General features: G+C 62.5%; 13 protein-coding genes. 4 read left to right on the forward strand and 9 right to left on the reverse strand.

Features of this window, described 5'->3' with window-relative positions:
• Positions 1-214: 214 nt before the first annotated feature.
• Both ACFWAD_RS22105 and ACFWAD_RS22110 read left to right on the forward strand, forming a co-directional pair.
• Complete coding sequence (locus ACFWAD_RS22105; RefSeq protein ID WP_378547699.1) at positions 215-850, forward strand: ScbR family autoregulator-binding transcription factor; 636 nt, start codon at positions 215-217, stop codon at positions 848-850.
• A gap of 156 nt (positions 851-1,006) precedes the next feature.
• Entirely contained in the window at positions 1,007-1,903 is an 897-nt protein-coding gene (locus tag ACFWAD_RS22110; RefSeq protein ID WP_378535290.1) for a serine hydrolase, read from the forward strand.
• An 85-nt stretch (positions 1,904-1,988) separates the two neighbouring features.
• Here ACFWAD_RS22110 and ACFWAD_RS22115 read toward each other — a convergent pair whose 3' ends face one another.
• From ACFWAD_RS22115 to ACFWAD_RS22145, 7 genes are all read right to left on the reverse strand, one after another.
• Positions 1,989-3,608: a PucR family transcriptional regulator gene (locus ACFWAD_RS22115; RefSeq protein WP_378547702.1), complete on the reverse strand. Its 1,620-nt coding sequence runs from the start codon at positions 3,606-3,608 to the stop codon at positions 1,989-1,991.
• 47 nt (positions 3,609-3,655) lie between these two features.
• Positions 3,656-4,771, reverse strand: a complete 1,116-nt coding sequence (gene menC, locus ACFWAD_RS22120; protein ID WP_378547705.1) for an o-succinylbenzoate synthase — start codon at positions 4,769-4,771, stop codon at positions 3,656-3,658.
• Positions 4,768-5,706: a GNAT family N-acetyltransferase gene (locus tag ACFWAD_RS22125; protein WP_378547708.1), complete on the reverse strand. Its 939-nt coding sequence runs from the start codon at positions 5,704-5,706 to the stop codon at positions 4,768-4,770. The genes menC and ACFWAD_RS22125 overlap by 4 nt, the downstream gene beginning before the upstream one ends.
• Before the next feature lie 2 nt (positions 5,707-5,708).
• A complete protein-coding gene (locus ACFWAD_RS22130) occupies positions 5,709-6,803 on the reverse strand; it encodes a M20 family metallopeptidase (RefSeq protein ID WP_378547711.1) in 1,095 nt (364 codons plus the stop codon).
• 159 nt (positions 6,804-6,962) lie between these two features.
• Entirely contained in the window at positions 6,963-7,820 is an 858-nt protein-coding gene (locus tag ACFWAD_RS22135; protein ID WP_378547714.1) for a tryptophan 2,3-dioxygenase, read from the reverse strand.
• 14 nt (positions 7,821-7,834) lie between these two features.
• Complete coding sequence (locus tag ACFWAD_RS22140; protein ID WP_378547717.1) at positions 7,835-9,052, reverse strand: MFS transporter; 1,218 nt, start codon at positions 9,050-9,052, stop codon at positions 7,835-7,837.
• Between the two features lie 269 nt (positions 9,053-9,321).
• Complete coding sequence (locus ACFWAD_RS22145; RefSeq protein ID WP_378547720.1) at positions 9,322-10,167, reverse strand: M55 family metallopeptidase; 846 nt, start codon at positions 10,165-10,167, stop codon at positions 9,322-9,324.
• 203 nt (positions 10,168-10,370) lie between these two features.
• On the opposite strand from ACFWAD_RS22145, the gene ACFWAD_RS22150 reads away from it, so the two are divergent.
• The gene (locus ACFWAD_RS22150; RefSeq protein WP_378547723.1) at positions 10,371-11,846 is read left to right on the forward strand and encodes an amidohydrolase family protein; all 1,476 of its coding nucleotides are present in this window, start codon (positions 10,371-10,373) and stop codon (positions 11,844-11,846) included.
• Between the two features lie 47 nt (positions 11,847-11,893).
• Entirely contained in the window at positions 11,894-13,204 is a 1,311-nt protein-coding gene (locus tag ACFWAD_RS22155) for an alanine racemase (protein ID WP_378547726.1), read from the forward strand.
• Between the two features lie 24 nt (positions 13,205-13,228).
• On the opposite strand, the gene ACFWAD_RS22160 is transcribed toward ACFWAD_RS22155, so the two are convergent.
• Together ACFWAD_RS22160 and ACFWAD_RS22165 are read right to left on the reverse strand one after the other, a co-directional pair.
• Positions 13,229-14,680: a sensor histidine kinase gene (locus ACFWAD_RS22160; RefSeq protein ID WP_378547729.1), complete on the reverse strand. Its 1,452-nt coding sequence runs from the start codon at positions 14,678-14,680 to the stop codon at positions 13,229-13,231.
• On the reverse strand, positions 14,677-15,393 hold the full coding sequence (locus ACFWAD_RS22165) for a response regulator transcription factor (RefSeq protein ID WP_007734368.1): 717 nt from the start codon (positions 15,391-15,393) through the stop codon (positions 14,677-14,679). The genes ACFWAD_RS22160 and ACFWAD_RS22165 overlap by 4 nt, the downstream gene beginning before the upstream one ends.
• Between the last annotated feature and the right edge of the window lie 118 nt (positions 15,394-15,511).

Raw genomic sequence — 15,511 nt, forward strand, 5'->3', positions numbered from 1 at the left:
CTGGCCGATAACTGGACTCCCCGCCGCAGCCTCCAACGGAGGTTGCGGCGGTCGCATTTGTCGCTCCTACCGACCGTGACCTGCGATTGCACACCGAACAGTCCGTTTCGCGCTGTCGCGCGAGCACGAGTTTCGCTGCTACCGTGGGGCGCTGGTCCGGGACCTAGGGCCCTAAAACTAGTTCACGTGTTAACAGTCGGAGGACAAGGGAGCAATGCAGGAACGTGCCAAGATCAGTCGGCGTCAGATTCTTCGTGGCGCTGCCGATCGGTTCGAAGTCACGGGGTACGGCAGCACGAGCATGAACGACATCGTGTCCGCGGCGCAGATGACCAAGGGCGCGGTCTATTTCCACTTCTCGTCCAAAGACGAATTGGCTCAAGCTGTCATCGAAGAACAGCACCAGATCTCGATCACCGCCTTCACCGCAGTTGCAGCCACAGGCGCACCGGCACTGGAACAACTCGTCATGGTGTGCCACGAGATGGGCCGCCAACTTGTCGCGGACCCGATTGTTCGTGCGGGAGTCCGGCTTACCCTCGAATTGGCATCTGCCGACGGTTCGCAAGGTCCGTACCTCGCGTGGATTCGCGAGCTTCGAAAACTGGCCGAGGCCGCGAAGCGCGAAGGCGATATCCGCGACGCCGTGGAGCCGGAATCTGTGGGCCGCGTAGCGATCTCGGCATTCACCGGCGTCCAACTGGTTTCGAACGTACTCACCAGGCGAAGCGATTTGAACGACCGCATCGACGAGTTGTTCACTCTCCTGTTGGCAGGCATCGTCTCCGACAAGCGCCGCGGGGATCTCGACAGCCTTGTCCGCTGCCGGCTCGAAACGTACGCCTCCTGATCTGGAGAACACCCCGACGCCCGGACGATTCGGCGTATCAGCACCGAACCGTGGGCCAACCTTCGTCGATTCGTACAAGACCCTCCGGCACCGACTCACTATCGTCAGATCCACGAATAACCCAGATATACGGATACCGACGAAAGGGCTTCTCGAATGACCGACACCGCCACGTACGTTGAGAGCGCACAGCAGGAGATCGCTGCTGTACTGGCCGAAGCGAAGACAGATGCGTTCGTCCACGCGCGCGACATCGATTCCGGCGAAGAGTTCGGCTACGGCGCTGACGAAGGTGTCATCCTCGCCTCCGTGTTCAAGATTCCTGTTGTACTCCAGTACGCCCGTGAAGTAGCGGCAGGCACACTTGATCCGACCGAGCACGCCACGGTGACCGCCGAGTTCCGCTCCGGCGGCATCGGTATCGGCGGTTGCGCCGACGATGTCACCGCCAGCTGGCGAGATCTCGCTCTGCTCATGATGAGCTTCAGCGACAACGCCGCCACTGATTTCTTGTACGAGCGTCTCGGACTCGACAACATCGTCGCAACGCTGCGCGGGCTCGGTTTGGAGAAGACCAACCTGGTACGTGATTGCCGCGGTCTCTTCAAAACAGTCTACGAAGACCTCGGAGTCGACAAGGAAACCTTGCTGGAATACCCCCCGATCGAAATTCTCCGGACGATTTCCATCATGGATCCGGCCCGCTCCAACTCCAGCACTCCTCGTGAGATCACAATGTTGCTGGCTGCAATCTGGCGGGACGAAGCCGGCCCTGCTTCGGCCTGCGAAGAGGTCCGAACGATCATGAGCAAGCAGGTCTGGCCGCACCGCCTTTCATCTGGCTTCCCCGACGAGGTCACCGTCGCTGCCAAGACCGGAACGCTGGGACTGGTACGAAACGAAGCCGGCGTCGTGGTGTACCCGGACGGCAAGCGCTATGCCGTCGGTGTCTTCACCAAGTCCCACGAGCTCACCCATCGCGCCCCGAAGATCGACGCTTCCATCGGAACCGTCGGCCGCATCGCTGTCGAAGCTCTCCGCAACAACAGCTGATCTGAACCCGCTGAGCAGAACCCGCTGACAAAAAATGCGGGTCGCGCCGAGAAGCCGGCGCGACCCGCATTTTTCGTCTTTCGAACTAGCGTGGACCGCGCAGACGAAGATGCACCATCAACCGGAAGCGGACGTTGGGGTCGTCGAGATCCAACGCGGCCATACCCTTCAACTTGCTGAGTCGATACCGAAAGGTGTTGGGGTGCACGTGCAATGACGCCGCTGCGTCACCGACGTCACCGAAGGCGTTGAGCCACGCATCGAGGGTGTCGACGAACGAGGTCGCATGGGCAGCGTCGTGGCTGGCGATCGCCTCGATAGGCCCGAGGTCCGAAAACCCTTCGGCTGCGGCTTCCGATGCGATCTCCAACAGAATGGCGTCGACGTGGACGCTACTGAAAGTGGCGACGCTGCCCGACGCTCGTCCCGCCAACAACACTTCGAGGGCATGTTCGGCGTCGCGTTTCGATCGGCTCAACTGAGCCGGTCTGGTCACGACCCGGCCGATCCCGATGATCGTGTCGCCGGACGCTCCGGTGCGGTCCAGGAAATCCGAGGCCACACGGAATGCCTGCAGCTCGGCTTCTGCCGGGGAATGCCCTCTCACCGACAGCACCGCGTAGCCGGTTCCGTTGACCAATGCAGCCGCCGACTGCGAGTGGACGGCGCCGAGATGCATGGCCAGAGCGTCGGTCAGCCGCACCACGTGGGCGGCGTCGTCCGGTTTCGATGATCCCTCGAAAGACCTACGGCCCAAAGCCATCACGAGTGCGGGACCGGTCCCGAGGCCGAGGCGATTCATCGCGTCGACCGCACCGGACCCACCGTCGAGCAGGGTTGCGATCAGGTCTGCGCGCAGTCGACGCTCGGCGTCGGCGCCGCCGCGCAACCGCAACATCTGCAGCGCGATCAACCCGGCCGAATCGCGCAGTGCACGCATCCGGTCCTCGGACATCGGCTCACCGGTTGCCACCCACATGGAGCCGAGGAACTCGTCGCCGGCTCTGATGGACACGGCGATACGTCCCATTTTGGTACCGAGGGTCTCGGCAGAGACCCACACCGGATCGTCGCTGCGATAGAGCCGGTCGAAGACCCCTGCCTCTTCGAGCACTCGAATGTACTGGTCAGGAACCTGCCGCTCCAGAACGGTCGCGATACGTGGACCGTCTCCTTCTTCCTGGCGGCCGGAGAAGGCGATGACCCGTGAGCTTCGGTCCTCGATCGTGATCGGGGCATCCAAGAGTGCGCTGACGGCGTTGGCGAAGGCGAACAGATCGCCGGCCGGTCCACCTCCGCGTGAGTGGATATGCCCGACTTCGTTTCGGGCGGAGAGCACCGAATGAAGCAGGCTTGTCAGCTGAACCCACGAAACTCCACGCGACAGAGCCAACAGGACGACACCGGAGGAGATGACGGATTCGCGGTCCGCATCGCTGACCTCGGTGGTCACCCGCGCGACCACCACGCGCACTCCGCGCTCGGCCAGGCCGGCGACGGACTCCGCGATACGTTGACCGCCGGTGATCCCGACCAGCAGCACCATGGAGTCAGCCGTCGAGGGTGAGTCGTCGTCGGGGTCGTGAATGACTACCGAGGCGATCTCCTGGACCGCCTCCGGGTCACCGACAACCGGATTCAGCACCGTAGTTCCCACGTCTTCGAGAAGCCGCACCAAACTGATGCGAGGTCGTACGGTGCCCACGTCTATCACTCCTTCGTCCTGTGAACGAAGTGTGTCATAGTGATTCGTCAAAGCCGATCCATGCCGATCCATTCGACCGACGTGGTAATTGCTTCGAGCAGGTCAGGGATCGGTTCGACGCCGATGCCCGGTCCTTCCGGAACTTTCACGTAACCGTCGTCGAGCACGAACGGCTCGGTGATGTCTTCGGCGAAGTACCGGTCGGAGGCTGACGTATCGCCTGGTAGGACAAATCCAGGGAGCGCGGCAAGAGCGACGTTGGCGGCCCGGCCGATTCCGGTCTCGAGCATTCCGCCGCACCACACGGCAATTCCGTTGGCCTTGCAGACGTCGTGGATTCGACGCGATTCGAGATAACCGCCGACACGTCCCGGTTTGATGTTCACCACGCTGCACGCGCCGATGGCCAGCGCGTCTGCAGTGACCTTGGCGGAGGTGATCGACTCGTCTAGACAGACGGGCGTCCGCATCATCTCGGCCAACCTGGCATGGCCGCGCAGTTCCTCTTGGGGAAGCGGCTGCTCGATCAGCAGGAGGTCGAAGTCGTCGAGCCGCTGGAGATGGCGCGCGTCAGCCAAGGTGTACGCGGTGTTCGCGTCGACCTGGAGGAGTACGTCGTCGCCGAACCGCTCGCGGACTGCGCGAACCGGCTCGATGTCCCAGCCCGGTTCGATTTTCAGTTTGATGCGTAGGTATCCGGCGTCGAGGAAGCCGCCCACCTCGTCGAGCAGTTCGTCGATCGAGTTCTTGATACCCACCGAAACACCCGCGGGTACCCGATCGACCACTGCGCCGAGATACGAGGACATGCTCGTCCCGGCGGCGCGCAATTCGGCGTCGAGGAAGGCGGTTTCCAGGGCAGCTTTGGCCATCGGGTGCCCGGCGAACTGTTCCATCGTCGCGCTCAGTGCGTGCACGTCGGGATCGGTGAGTTCACCCAGAGACGGAATCAGGAACTTGCGAAGGACTTCGGCGGCGCCGTCCGTGTATTCGGAGCAGTAGCGAGGATCGGACATCGCTACGCACTCGCCCCAGCCCTCCGACTCCGAGGTGACGACCTTGACGAACAACACGTCCTTGGTGGTCTCCGTGCCGAACGAGGTTCGAAACGGCGCCTTCAACGGCATTGCAGCCCGGCGCAATTCAACTCCGTCGATCTTCACGATGTAACCTCCGCTGTTGTCCTGCCGACCTGTGTTCCCGGCGCACGGTCCAGCACGTACTTTCCGGTTCTGGTGACGGCGAGAACCACTCCGTTCTCGGCGAGCACGCCCCCGAGAGTTTCGCGGACGGCCAGTCGCCAATCGTTCGCCGCCACCGGGTCCGACTTACGCAGTGCGTACACGTCATTCGGTGTAGCCACCGTGACGAAACGATTCTTCGTCGACTTCAACACGGGCAGGCCGGCTTCGGAGACGGACAGCAGTTCGCTCGCCCCCAAGGACTCGGGAGTCGGGACTTCTCCCGAACCGGCGACGACGTCGGAAACCTTGCTGCTACCGATCTCCCAGTCGATCAACAACCGGTCGCTGTCTGCGCCGCCGTTGAGGCTGTCGTTCATCGGCGCGTAGAAACGCGGCAGATACTGGACTGGAAACGCACCGAGTTTCGAGACGTTGAAATAGGCATTGCGCGCGACGAGCGGGTCGAAAGTCCACCGCACGTGGAGGATTCCTCGTTCCAGTGCCCACGCCCGCTGGAACAGTTTCAACGCCAGGCCGATGTGCCCGTTCTGCACGTTCGGGAGAATCCCCGTGATGTGAGAATGCAACGAACGATGTTGTGGCTCTTCGAAGAAGGCGACCGAGCCACCGATCAGGTCTCCGCCACGAAAAGCACCGGCGACGTAATTACCGGAGTGCGAGAGCGCTTTCATCATGTCCCGGTGTACGGGCGGATTTCCGCTCTCCGGCTGCCACACCTTCTCGAACAAGCCGAATACCTGTTCCAACTCGGCATGCCCGGTGACGGTTTCGATGGTCACACACGCAAGCAGAGCGGCCTGTTCGGCTTGGCTGATCGCCTGACGCATCCGCGAAGGCGAAACACCTCCCACCGGTTGAGCAATCTTGCGTTGGACATTGTTCGGCGACGTCATCGTCACAGTCCTCCCTCCAGGACTCGAGTCACCAGACCGGCCAGCAACGTGGCGCGCGGGATCATCTGATCTATCTCTACGTGTTCTGTGGCTGCATGGGCCCCACCGCCGACGGCACCGAGGCCGTCCAACGTCGGGGTTCCGACTGCAGCGGTGAAGTTTCCGTCCGAGGCACCGCCGACGGCGCAGTCGCGCAGCATTCCCAACCCGCTCTCACTGCTGACCTGATGAGCGAGAAAGTACAGCTTCTCCGACGACGCGGATTCCAGGGGCCCACGGTTGGGTCCTCCGGTCACCGAAATTCGACTTTCGGCCAGCACCGGCACCAGCGCGCGGATCGAACGATCGATGCGTTCCTGTTCCTTCGCCGACCACATTCGAACGTCACACCACAGTTGCGCTTGCGCTGCAACGGTATTGGTGGTGGTTCCGCCACTGATCACCGACGGCACCACCGACGTTCCCGCCGCCGGGTCCGCGAGCTCCACCACGGCCTGAATCTGATGTGCGAGCTCCACTACAGCGTTCACACCGCGTTCCGGTTCCAGTCCGGCGTGTGCAGCGCGTCCCTCGATGTCGACGCAGTACAGCGACATACCCTTGCGCGCGGTCTTCACTGCGCCGTCGGCTGCGGCTTCGAGGACCAGCACTGCGTCGACCTGACGCGCTTGCTCCTCGATCAGTGCGCGCGAGGTCGGGGAGCCGATCTCCTCGTCGGAATTGAGGAGCACGACCACTCCGTCGAGCGACGGAAGCGATGCGAGCGCATGAAAGAGCTGGACGATGCCGGCCTTCATGTCGAAGACTCCGGGTCCGGTGGCGATGTTGTCGGTGACCGACCAGGGCAACTCCGCGAGCGTTCCGAGCGGCCAGACAGTGTCGAAATGGCCCAGGAGCATCACCTTCGGTTCCTTGCCGAAGGACCAACGCAAGTGCTGACGACCGTCGATGCGAATACGTTCCGGTGCGCTCCCGAGATGGCGTTCACCGATCTCGGCCACCACGTCCGCACACGCATCGACTGCGCTGAGGTCGGAACTGGGCGACTCGGCGGTTACCAGTGCCGCCAGGTCCGCCACCATTGTCTTCTTGTCCACTCCGACGCTCTCCTGTCACCGACTTGCAACTTCGCAAGTTCAGCTTGGTCGAACCACCCCGGTCGGATCTTGTCGAAGACTCCTGTCCTTCGGGCCGGGATTCGTCGTGTGCCACGAACGGCTGTCTGTAATAGGCAGCCGTGTCATGAAGCAGGTATGTCAGGTTCCGATCTCGGTTCGAGCGGCTAACAGCTCGGGGAAGAAGCTCAACTCCAACGCACGTTGCAGGAACCCGGCACCACCACTCGATCCGCCGGTCCCCTTCTTCATGCCGATCACGCGCAGCACCGTCCGAAGGTGCCGGAACCGCCACAACTGGAAGCTCTCCTCGAGGTCGACCAACTCCTCGAATGCCTCGTACGCCGTCCAGTGCTGTTCGACGTTCTCGTAGATCGCCTTGACCAGCGGAATCAGTTCGTCGTTTCGCACGTAGGGCGCGCTGACGTCTCGTTCGAGAGCCGACGCCGGAACGTCGTACCCCTGCCTGGACAGGTACCGCCAGAACTCGTCGTACAGTGTCGGCTCCCCGAGCAGGGTCTCCAACAATCGATGGGCGGACGGATCCGATTCGAACACCTTCAGCATGCCGGCGTTCTTGTTTCCGAGCACGAATTCCACGGCGCGGTACTGGTACGACTGGAACCCCGACGAGTTGCCGAGAACGCCCCTGAACTCCGCATACTCCGCCGGCGTCAGTGTCGCCAACACCGACCACTGCTCAGTCAGTGTGGCCTGAATGTGTTTGACGCGCGCGATGCGCTTGAAAGCGACCCGGATGTCGTCGGCAGCTATAGCTGCTCTGGCCGCCCGTATCTCGTGGAGAAACAGCTTGAGCCACAACTCGCTGGTCTGGTGCTGAATGATGAACAAGAGTTCGTCGTGGTGCTCCGGATCGCTCACCGGATGCTGCGAATCCAGGAGGGTATCGAGTCCGAGGTAGGCCCCGTAACTCATCTTCTCGGAAAAATCGGTGACGACGTCGTCTTCGATCTTTCGTGTGCCGTCCGTTGCCGACATCTTCGGTCTCCTTCTCAGAATTTCGCTGGGGTCTGCGGAACGATCATGGCCACCAATGCGGCAGCGCTCGTCGCTCCGACCAGGACTCCGAACGCAGCCATGTACGAGAACTGGTCCACCATCCATCCCATCACGAGCGGCGTGACGAAACCGGCGAACTGACCACAACCGTTGATCAAACCCATTCCGGAACCGAGGAATTCGGCAGGAAGTGCCCTCAACGGCATCGCGAAGATCGACATCGAACACAGACCGCTGATTCCTAGAGCCAAGGTCTCGTAGAACGTGAACATCGCCACGGTGTCGGCGGTGGTCATCAGGAACAACAGGACTGCCGACGTGGCCATACACGGAACCAGAAGAATCCGGGCCCGGTCGTGGAAGTACTTGTCCACCAATCGCCCGCCCAGAATCGTGGCCAAAGCCGTGACGATGAAGGGGATCGCGGCGAAGATCCCCGTGTCGATCAGCGAGAGCCCCTTGTCGTTGAGCAGATAACTCGGCACCCAGGTCATCAGCCCGTACGCGGACATGTTGCTCAGACAGAACAGAATCGCAAACTTCCAGACGGACGCGGACTTGAACACCGCGGCGCGCGAGTGAGCACTCGCCAGCGGTTGCAGCGCAGCCTCGGGATCTTCCGAGATCTTCGTGTCCAACGGTGCCGGCAGCACCAACCACACCACCGTGCCGATCGCGGCGCCGACGATCGCCACCAGCCAGAACGCGTCACGCCACCCCACCGCCATGAGAACCGGTGCGATGATCAGCGGTGCGACGCCAGGGCCGAGATTGTTGGCGCCGAGCATGAAACCCATCGCGGTTGCTCTGGTTTTCGGACGCGTCCGCTCTGCCAACGCCTTGAACGACGCAGCCGGAAAGAGCCCCTGGCTGATGCCGAACATCGCACGCATGACCATCAGCGAGACGAGACCCCACGCGAACCCTGTCAATGCGGTGAACACCGACCACAGGATCAAAGCCACGATCAACAGTGGCCGGGGTCCGTAGCGGTCGGCCAGCATGCCGCCGGGGACCTGCCCGAGCATGTAGAAGATCGCGAAGACCGAGACTACTCCGCCCAACTGTGTACTGCTGAGGGAGAATTCGTCGCCGATCATCGGAAGCGCAAGCCCGATCATCACACGATCCACCATGTCGATCAACCAGATCGTACTGAGCAGTCCGACCGTAACGGTGGTTGTGCGTCGAATCGACTTGTTGTCCATCATTGTTCGAACCGCTCCACCACTTGTGTGCGATGGTTCTTCGACTGTGACGCGTTCCGCCTTCATCAAGCCTCCCGGATTGTCTTGTGCCACATGGACTAGAACGTTGAAAGCCTGATGAAGTGTGACAGCGAACACGTCTACCGCATTGGTTCGTCCCACCAATACCCGAGGCAACGTTTGGTCGATCGGAACATGTTCTGCCCCAACAGATGACAAATGCCGCCGACACACACGGTGTCGGCGGCATTCGAGGTCGAGTCGTTACTGCATTACGTGCGATTGGCGACTGCCACGATCGTCGAGACGCCTGCGGCTGCAAGCCGAGCATTGACAGTGATCAGACCGAGAATGTCGTCGACGCTGCCGAGTGTGTGCGAAATCGTGCGGTCCGAAATCCGTCGCGAGCCGGGAACAGCCTCGGCCAGTTCAGCTCCCGTGGTGGTGGGGTGAACGATCTCGAGGGTCCATTCGTCACGCAGCTCGACCGGCTTCAGAGTGTCGGCCTTGCGCACTGCACGCTCGGCGCCTGCCCGGATCTGCTCGCACGCCAACGACGGCGGCAGCGAATTGGTTGCCGACCATCCATGTGCCTTCTTGACCTCGACGGTCTCCGTCGTCGGCGAGGCCGCGTCCACCAGGCCGCAGATGATGTCGTCACCCGTCACCAGGCCGACGGGAACGCCCTGCGTCGCCGCGTAGAGAGTGTTGACGTCGGTCTCGGAGACGGACTCGCCGTCGAGGCGGACGTCCGCGAACAAACTCGAGAACGTGTGAGCCAGGACGCCGGGGCCACCGGCGGGTGCGTGGTAGCCGACGAACAGGGCGACGTCGTGATCGGACGTCAGTCCCTCCGCCATGCACTGCATCTTCGGTGTTCCGAAGATCAGACGCGCCCGTGGATCCAGGTCGGCGTGAAGCAGATTGTCCATCGTTCCGTGGCTGTCGTTGACCAGGACGCTCGTCGCACCGGCGTCGAACGCACCGGCGATCGCAGCATTGGTCTCGGCGGTCATGAGCATCTGCGCACGGTGGTAGCCGCCACCGCCGCGGATCGTCTGATCGAGCGTCGCGATACCCGCGATACCCTCCATGTCCACCGAAATATAGACGTGCATTCCTGTCCTCCATCGATCTCAATCGGCTGAATTGATAACTTCGCTTTCACCTTCACACTCGAGCGCATCCGTTTCTTGTCCGCTCGAACGGTGAGTCGGCCTCCATTTGGGACGTTCACACCAGAATCCGATACCCGAGCCGTGAAACCATCGGGACATTCGCCGGGCCAGGCGGTTCGACCAACGACAGGAGTGCAACTCTGATGCAGGTCCACGACATCGTGTTCACCGGCGGCCGCGTCGTCGATCCCGCATCGGGAACCGACGACGTTCGGGGCATCGCGATCACCGGCGGCAAGGTCTCGGCGTGGGGTCACGACGCGATCGAAGCCCGGCAAACGATCGACGTGACCGGTCAGGTGATCTGCCCCGGATTCATCGACCTGCACAGCCACGGACAGGAAATCGCCGAGCAGCGACTTCAGGCGTTGGACGGAGTCACCACGGCCCTCGAACTGGAAGCCGGTGTCATTCCTGTCGCGAAAGCATATGCGCGGGCCGGCGCCGAGGGCCGCCCGATCAACTACGGCTACGCGACGTCGTGGGCTCACGCCCGAATGATCGAACTCTCGGGAGCCGATCCCGACGGCGACATCAGAACGCTCCTGCACCATCTCGGTTCCCCGAGCTGGCAGGGCGAACCATCTGCCTCGCAGCGTGCACACATTCTCGAACTTCTCGAAAACGATCTGGCCGCAGGCGCTCTCGGTATCGGAGTGGTGGTCGGGTACGCCCCGAAATCCGATCCGACCGAGTACTTGCAGGTGGCGAATCTCGCGGCCCGCGCCGGTGTTCCCACCTACACCCATGCGCGCCCGCTCATCTCGGCCGATCCGTCGAGCCCGGTGGACGGTGCCGTCGAAATCGCCCGTGCAGCAGCCGAAACCGGCGCACACATGCACTACTGCCACGTCAACAGCACCTCGGGAATGCACGTCGACCATGCACTGTCGGTGGTGGCACAAGTTCAGGCTGCCGGATCACGCGTCACGACGGAGGCGTATCCGTACGGTTCCGGGTCGACGGCCATCGGCGCTGCGTTTCTCGATCCCGACAAACTTCATCTGATGAATCTGACACCACGATCGCTGACATTCGTACCCACCGGTGAACGTATCGCGGACCGCAAACAGCTGGAACACCTTCGGGCAACCGACCCCGGTGGACTGGTGCTGGTGGAGTTCCTCGACGAGAACGACACCGTGCAGCGTGAGTTCCTCGAAAGGGCGATGACTTTCGACCGCGCCGCCATCGCGAGCGACGCGATGCCACTGACCTGGCCTGGCCGTTCGTCTGCCGATGCATTGCAGTGGCCGTTGCCGGAGAAGGCACTCGGCCATCCCCGCGGCGCCGGTACCTATGCGCGTGCGATTCGTACCCTGTACCGCGAGCGCCAACTGCTGTCGCTGTCGGAGATCATCGCGCGCTGCTCGTTGATCCCCGCGCAGATTCTGGAGGAGTCGGTTCCCTCGATGGCGTCGAAAGGTCGGATCAGCCCCGGTAGCGACGCGGACATCCTCGTTTTCGACCCCGAGCGGATCACCGACAATGCTACCTACATCGACGGCACTCGCCCCTCCACCGGAATCAGCCGCGTGCTCGTCGGCGGAGTACCCGTCGTCGAAGGCGGTGCCGTGGTCGAGGACGCGTTGCCCGGTCGTCCGGTACGCCGCTCGTAGCCCGATTACGTTCTGACCTGCATAGTTCTGACAGAAAGTCACTACACATGAACACTTCGTCTGCAATCAACGGCACAATCGATGCCATGACGGATTTCGCGAACCCCCCGATCGGTTGGCAGCACAAGGCATTCGGCACCGACCTCGAAGGTCGCGACGGCTCCGACCTCGAGCCACTGGCGATCTCTGCACTCGACGGCAACCTCCTACTACCCGTGATGACACTCAATCGTGCAGCGATCGAGCACAACGTCGACCTCATGGCGCAGTTCTGTTCCGATCACGACGTGGATCTGGCGCCCCACGCGAAGACCACGATGAGCCCCGAACTGGTTCGTCGCCAACTCGACGCCGGTGCTTGGGCGATGACGGCGGCAACCGTTGCGCAGGCACGCATTCTGCGTGAATTCGGTGTGGACACGATCATCATCGCCAGCCAGGTTCTCGATCCCGCCGGCATTCGGTGGATCTGCGACGCTCAGGCCACCGACCCTGATTTCTTCGTCACCACCCTCGTCGACTCCGTCGAGAGCGTCCGGCTGATGGAACAGTTGATAGCGAAAGTATCACCGGCCAGCCGTATCCGGGTTCTCGTCGAACTCGGATACGACAGCGGACGCGCGGGTGCTCGCACTGTCGAGCAAGCTCTCGACGTTGCACGTGCGGCGGCGCAGTCTCCTTCGTTGACAGTCACCGGAGTCGAGGGATTCGAGGGCATGATGCCCGGAGCCTCGGTGGCCGCCCGTCGCATTTCCGTCGATTCATATCTCAAATCCGCGCGGGTGTTCACGGAAATCTGTGTCGCCGAGAACCTGTTCGAGAACAACTCCGCGAAGGCTCCCAGGCCACTGGTCACGTTCGGCGGCAGCGCTTTCCACGATCTTGTGGTGCGCGAGCTGGCCGGCCGCTGGGCACTCGACAACGGTGTACGCGTCGTCCTGCGCAGCGGTTGCTACATCACCCACGATCACGGTCTCTATGCCGAGACTTCGCCGTGGGCGGATGGTCCGCGAACCCTGCAGGGAGCCGCTGAGGTCTGGGGCGTAGTGCTCTCCATACCTGAGCCCGGCCGCGCGATCCTGGGCTTCGGTCGTCGCGACGTCGGATCCGACGCAGGCTTCCCCATAGTCCTGTGGCGCCGACGCGACGGATCCAACCGATCGGCGCGAGAGCTGACGATCACCGCCCTCAACGACCAGCACGCGTACGTCGACGTTCCAGCTGACTTCGACGTGAAGGTCGGAGATCTGCTCGGTTGCGGAATCTCGCACCCCTGCACCACGTTCGACAAGTGGTCACTGATTCCCGAGGTGGACTCGGACTACCGCGTCGTCGGTACGGTGCACACCTACTTCTGAGAGACCGGTTCCGGTAGTTCCTCGTCAGTCGTCCTTCGGATCACGCGGCAATTCGACGCGGAACGTCGTCCCTTGCCCGAGGGCCGTCTCGACGCTGACGGTTCCGGCGTGCGCGGCAACCAAGGCCGAAACAATGGACAGGCCGAGACCGGCGCCTCCGGTCTCGCGGGTGCGAGAGGTGTCCGCGCGGTAGAAACGCTCGAAGATCCGCGCGGCATCCTCTTCACTCAGGCCCTGACCGGTATCCGAAACCTCGACCACCGCGGAGTTCTCGGTTGTACCGACACGAACTGTGACCTGTGCATCCGGCGGCGTGTGTTTGATCGCGTTGCCCACCAGATTGGCGACTACCTGACGCAGTCTGGCCTCGTCGCCGTGCACCTCGGGTAGGCCTGGGCCCCCGGTCATCTGCAGTTCGACAGTTCGATCCGGTGCGATCGCTCGCGCCGCCTGCACCGAATCCGCCACAACTGCAAGCAGATCCACCGGCTTGTTCTCGAGCGGTCGCTGTTCGTCGAGTCTGGCCAGCATGAGTAGGTCCTCGACCAGGAGACCCATCCTCGACGCCTCGCCCTCGATCCGGTTCATCAGCGTTGCCGTATCCGTCATCGCCCCTTGGCGATACAACTCGGCGAATCCACGGATAGTCGTCAAGGGTGTGCGCAACTCGTGGCTGGCGTCGCCGACAAATCTACGCATCTTCTCCTCGGAACGCCGTGCTGATTCCTCCGAAGCCTCGGTCGCGGCAAATGCGTGTTGAATCTGCGCGAGCATTCCGTTGAGTGCCACGGACAATCGGCCGACTTCGGTGCGGTCGTCACGCTCCGGAACGCGTCGATGAAGGTCGCCGGCGGCAATGGCAGCGGCGGTTTCCTCCACCTCGACCAGGGGACGCAGGCTCCGACGAACGACGAAATAGGCTCCGCCGCCGAGGATCAGCAGAACAACCAGACCGATGCCGAGTTGCAGCCCGACCAAGTCGTCGACGGTCTGCTCGTTATCCGTCAGTCGCACACCGATAGTCGTGGTCGTGCCGTCGCGGACCGTCGTGAGAACTCGCCAGTTCACGTCCGAACCATCGCTCGATCCGACGGTGATCGGGCCTTTGGTGGAATCTTTGGACAGGTCGGGTTCGGTGGTCGTCGACTTGTCGTTCAGGACGATCACCCGACCGTCCGTGGTCACGGTCCGGACGAAGAAGGGGCTGGGTGGGCGGGTGCCCGGGCCGACGTCACTGGGCGGCTGTAGATCTCTGGTGTGCGGCTTTGCCCAACCGTCGACCGCCTCGTACAGCGTTTTGTCGGTTCGCTGGGTCAGTGAATTCTCGAGCGCCGAAGTGACCGCCACGCCCGACGCCAACAACCCCAGCGCCGCCAACACCAGCAAGGCCGCAACCAGGGTGAAGCGCAGCGGCAGTGAGTGGAGACGGAAACGACCCCGCTTCGGAAGCTGATCGTTTTCCGCGGCGGCGATCATTGCCGCGGTTCACGCATCACGTAGCCGACCCCACGCAATGTGTGGATCAGCGGTGTCTCCCCCGTATCCACCTTGCGACGCAGGTAGGACACGTAGGACTCGACAACTCCGACCTCCCCGCCGAAGTCGTAGTTCCAGACATGGTCGAGAATCCGAGGCTTGCTGAGAACAGTCCCGGCGTTGACCATGAAGTATCGGAGCAATGTGAACTCGGTGGGCGAGAGTGCAACCAGTTCGCCCTTCTTCCAGACCTCGCGGGTGTCGTCGTCGAGTTCGATGTCGGCGAACTTCACCCGCGGCGACTGCTCCGGCGCGACACCGCGGCCGGCGCGGCGCAGGATGACCCGCAACCTCGTCACGACCTCTTCGAGGCTGAACGGCTTGGTCACGTAGTCATCCGCGCCGAGGGTCAGGCCGCTGATCTTGTCGTCGAGCGAATCTTTCGCGGTCAGAAACAGGACCGGCGCGTCCACACCGTCGGCGCGGAGGCGTCGGAGCAGACCGAACCCGTCCATGCCGGGCATCATGACGTCGAGAACGATCGCGTCGGGACGGAATGTCCGTGCGACGTCCAGGCCTTGGGCGCCGCTCGATGCAGTTGCCACCTCGAAGCCCTGGAATCGGAGGCTCACGGAGAGCAACTCCACGATGGTGGGTTCGTCGTCGACGACGAGGATGCGGGCTTCGGGGGTCTTGTCGGTCACGAGAACCATCTTCTCCCCTGCCACTGGATTCTCGCTGTATGTTCCCTGGGAGCTTCCTGTGAACGGCTGGGTGCAGGTGAATGGCCGGGTGCAGGTGAAATGCTGGGGTGCAGGCCCACGAACCGGA

The organism is Rhodococcus sp. NPDC059969, assembly GCF_042738325.1.
Classification (GTDB): domain Bacteria; phylum Actinomycetota; class Actinomycetes; order Mycobacteriales; family Mycobacteriaceae; genus Rhodococcus_F.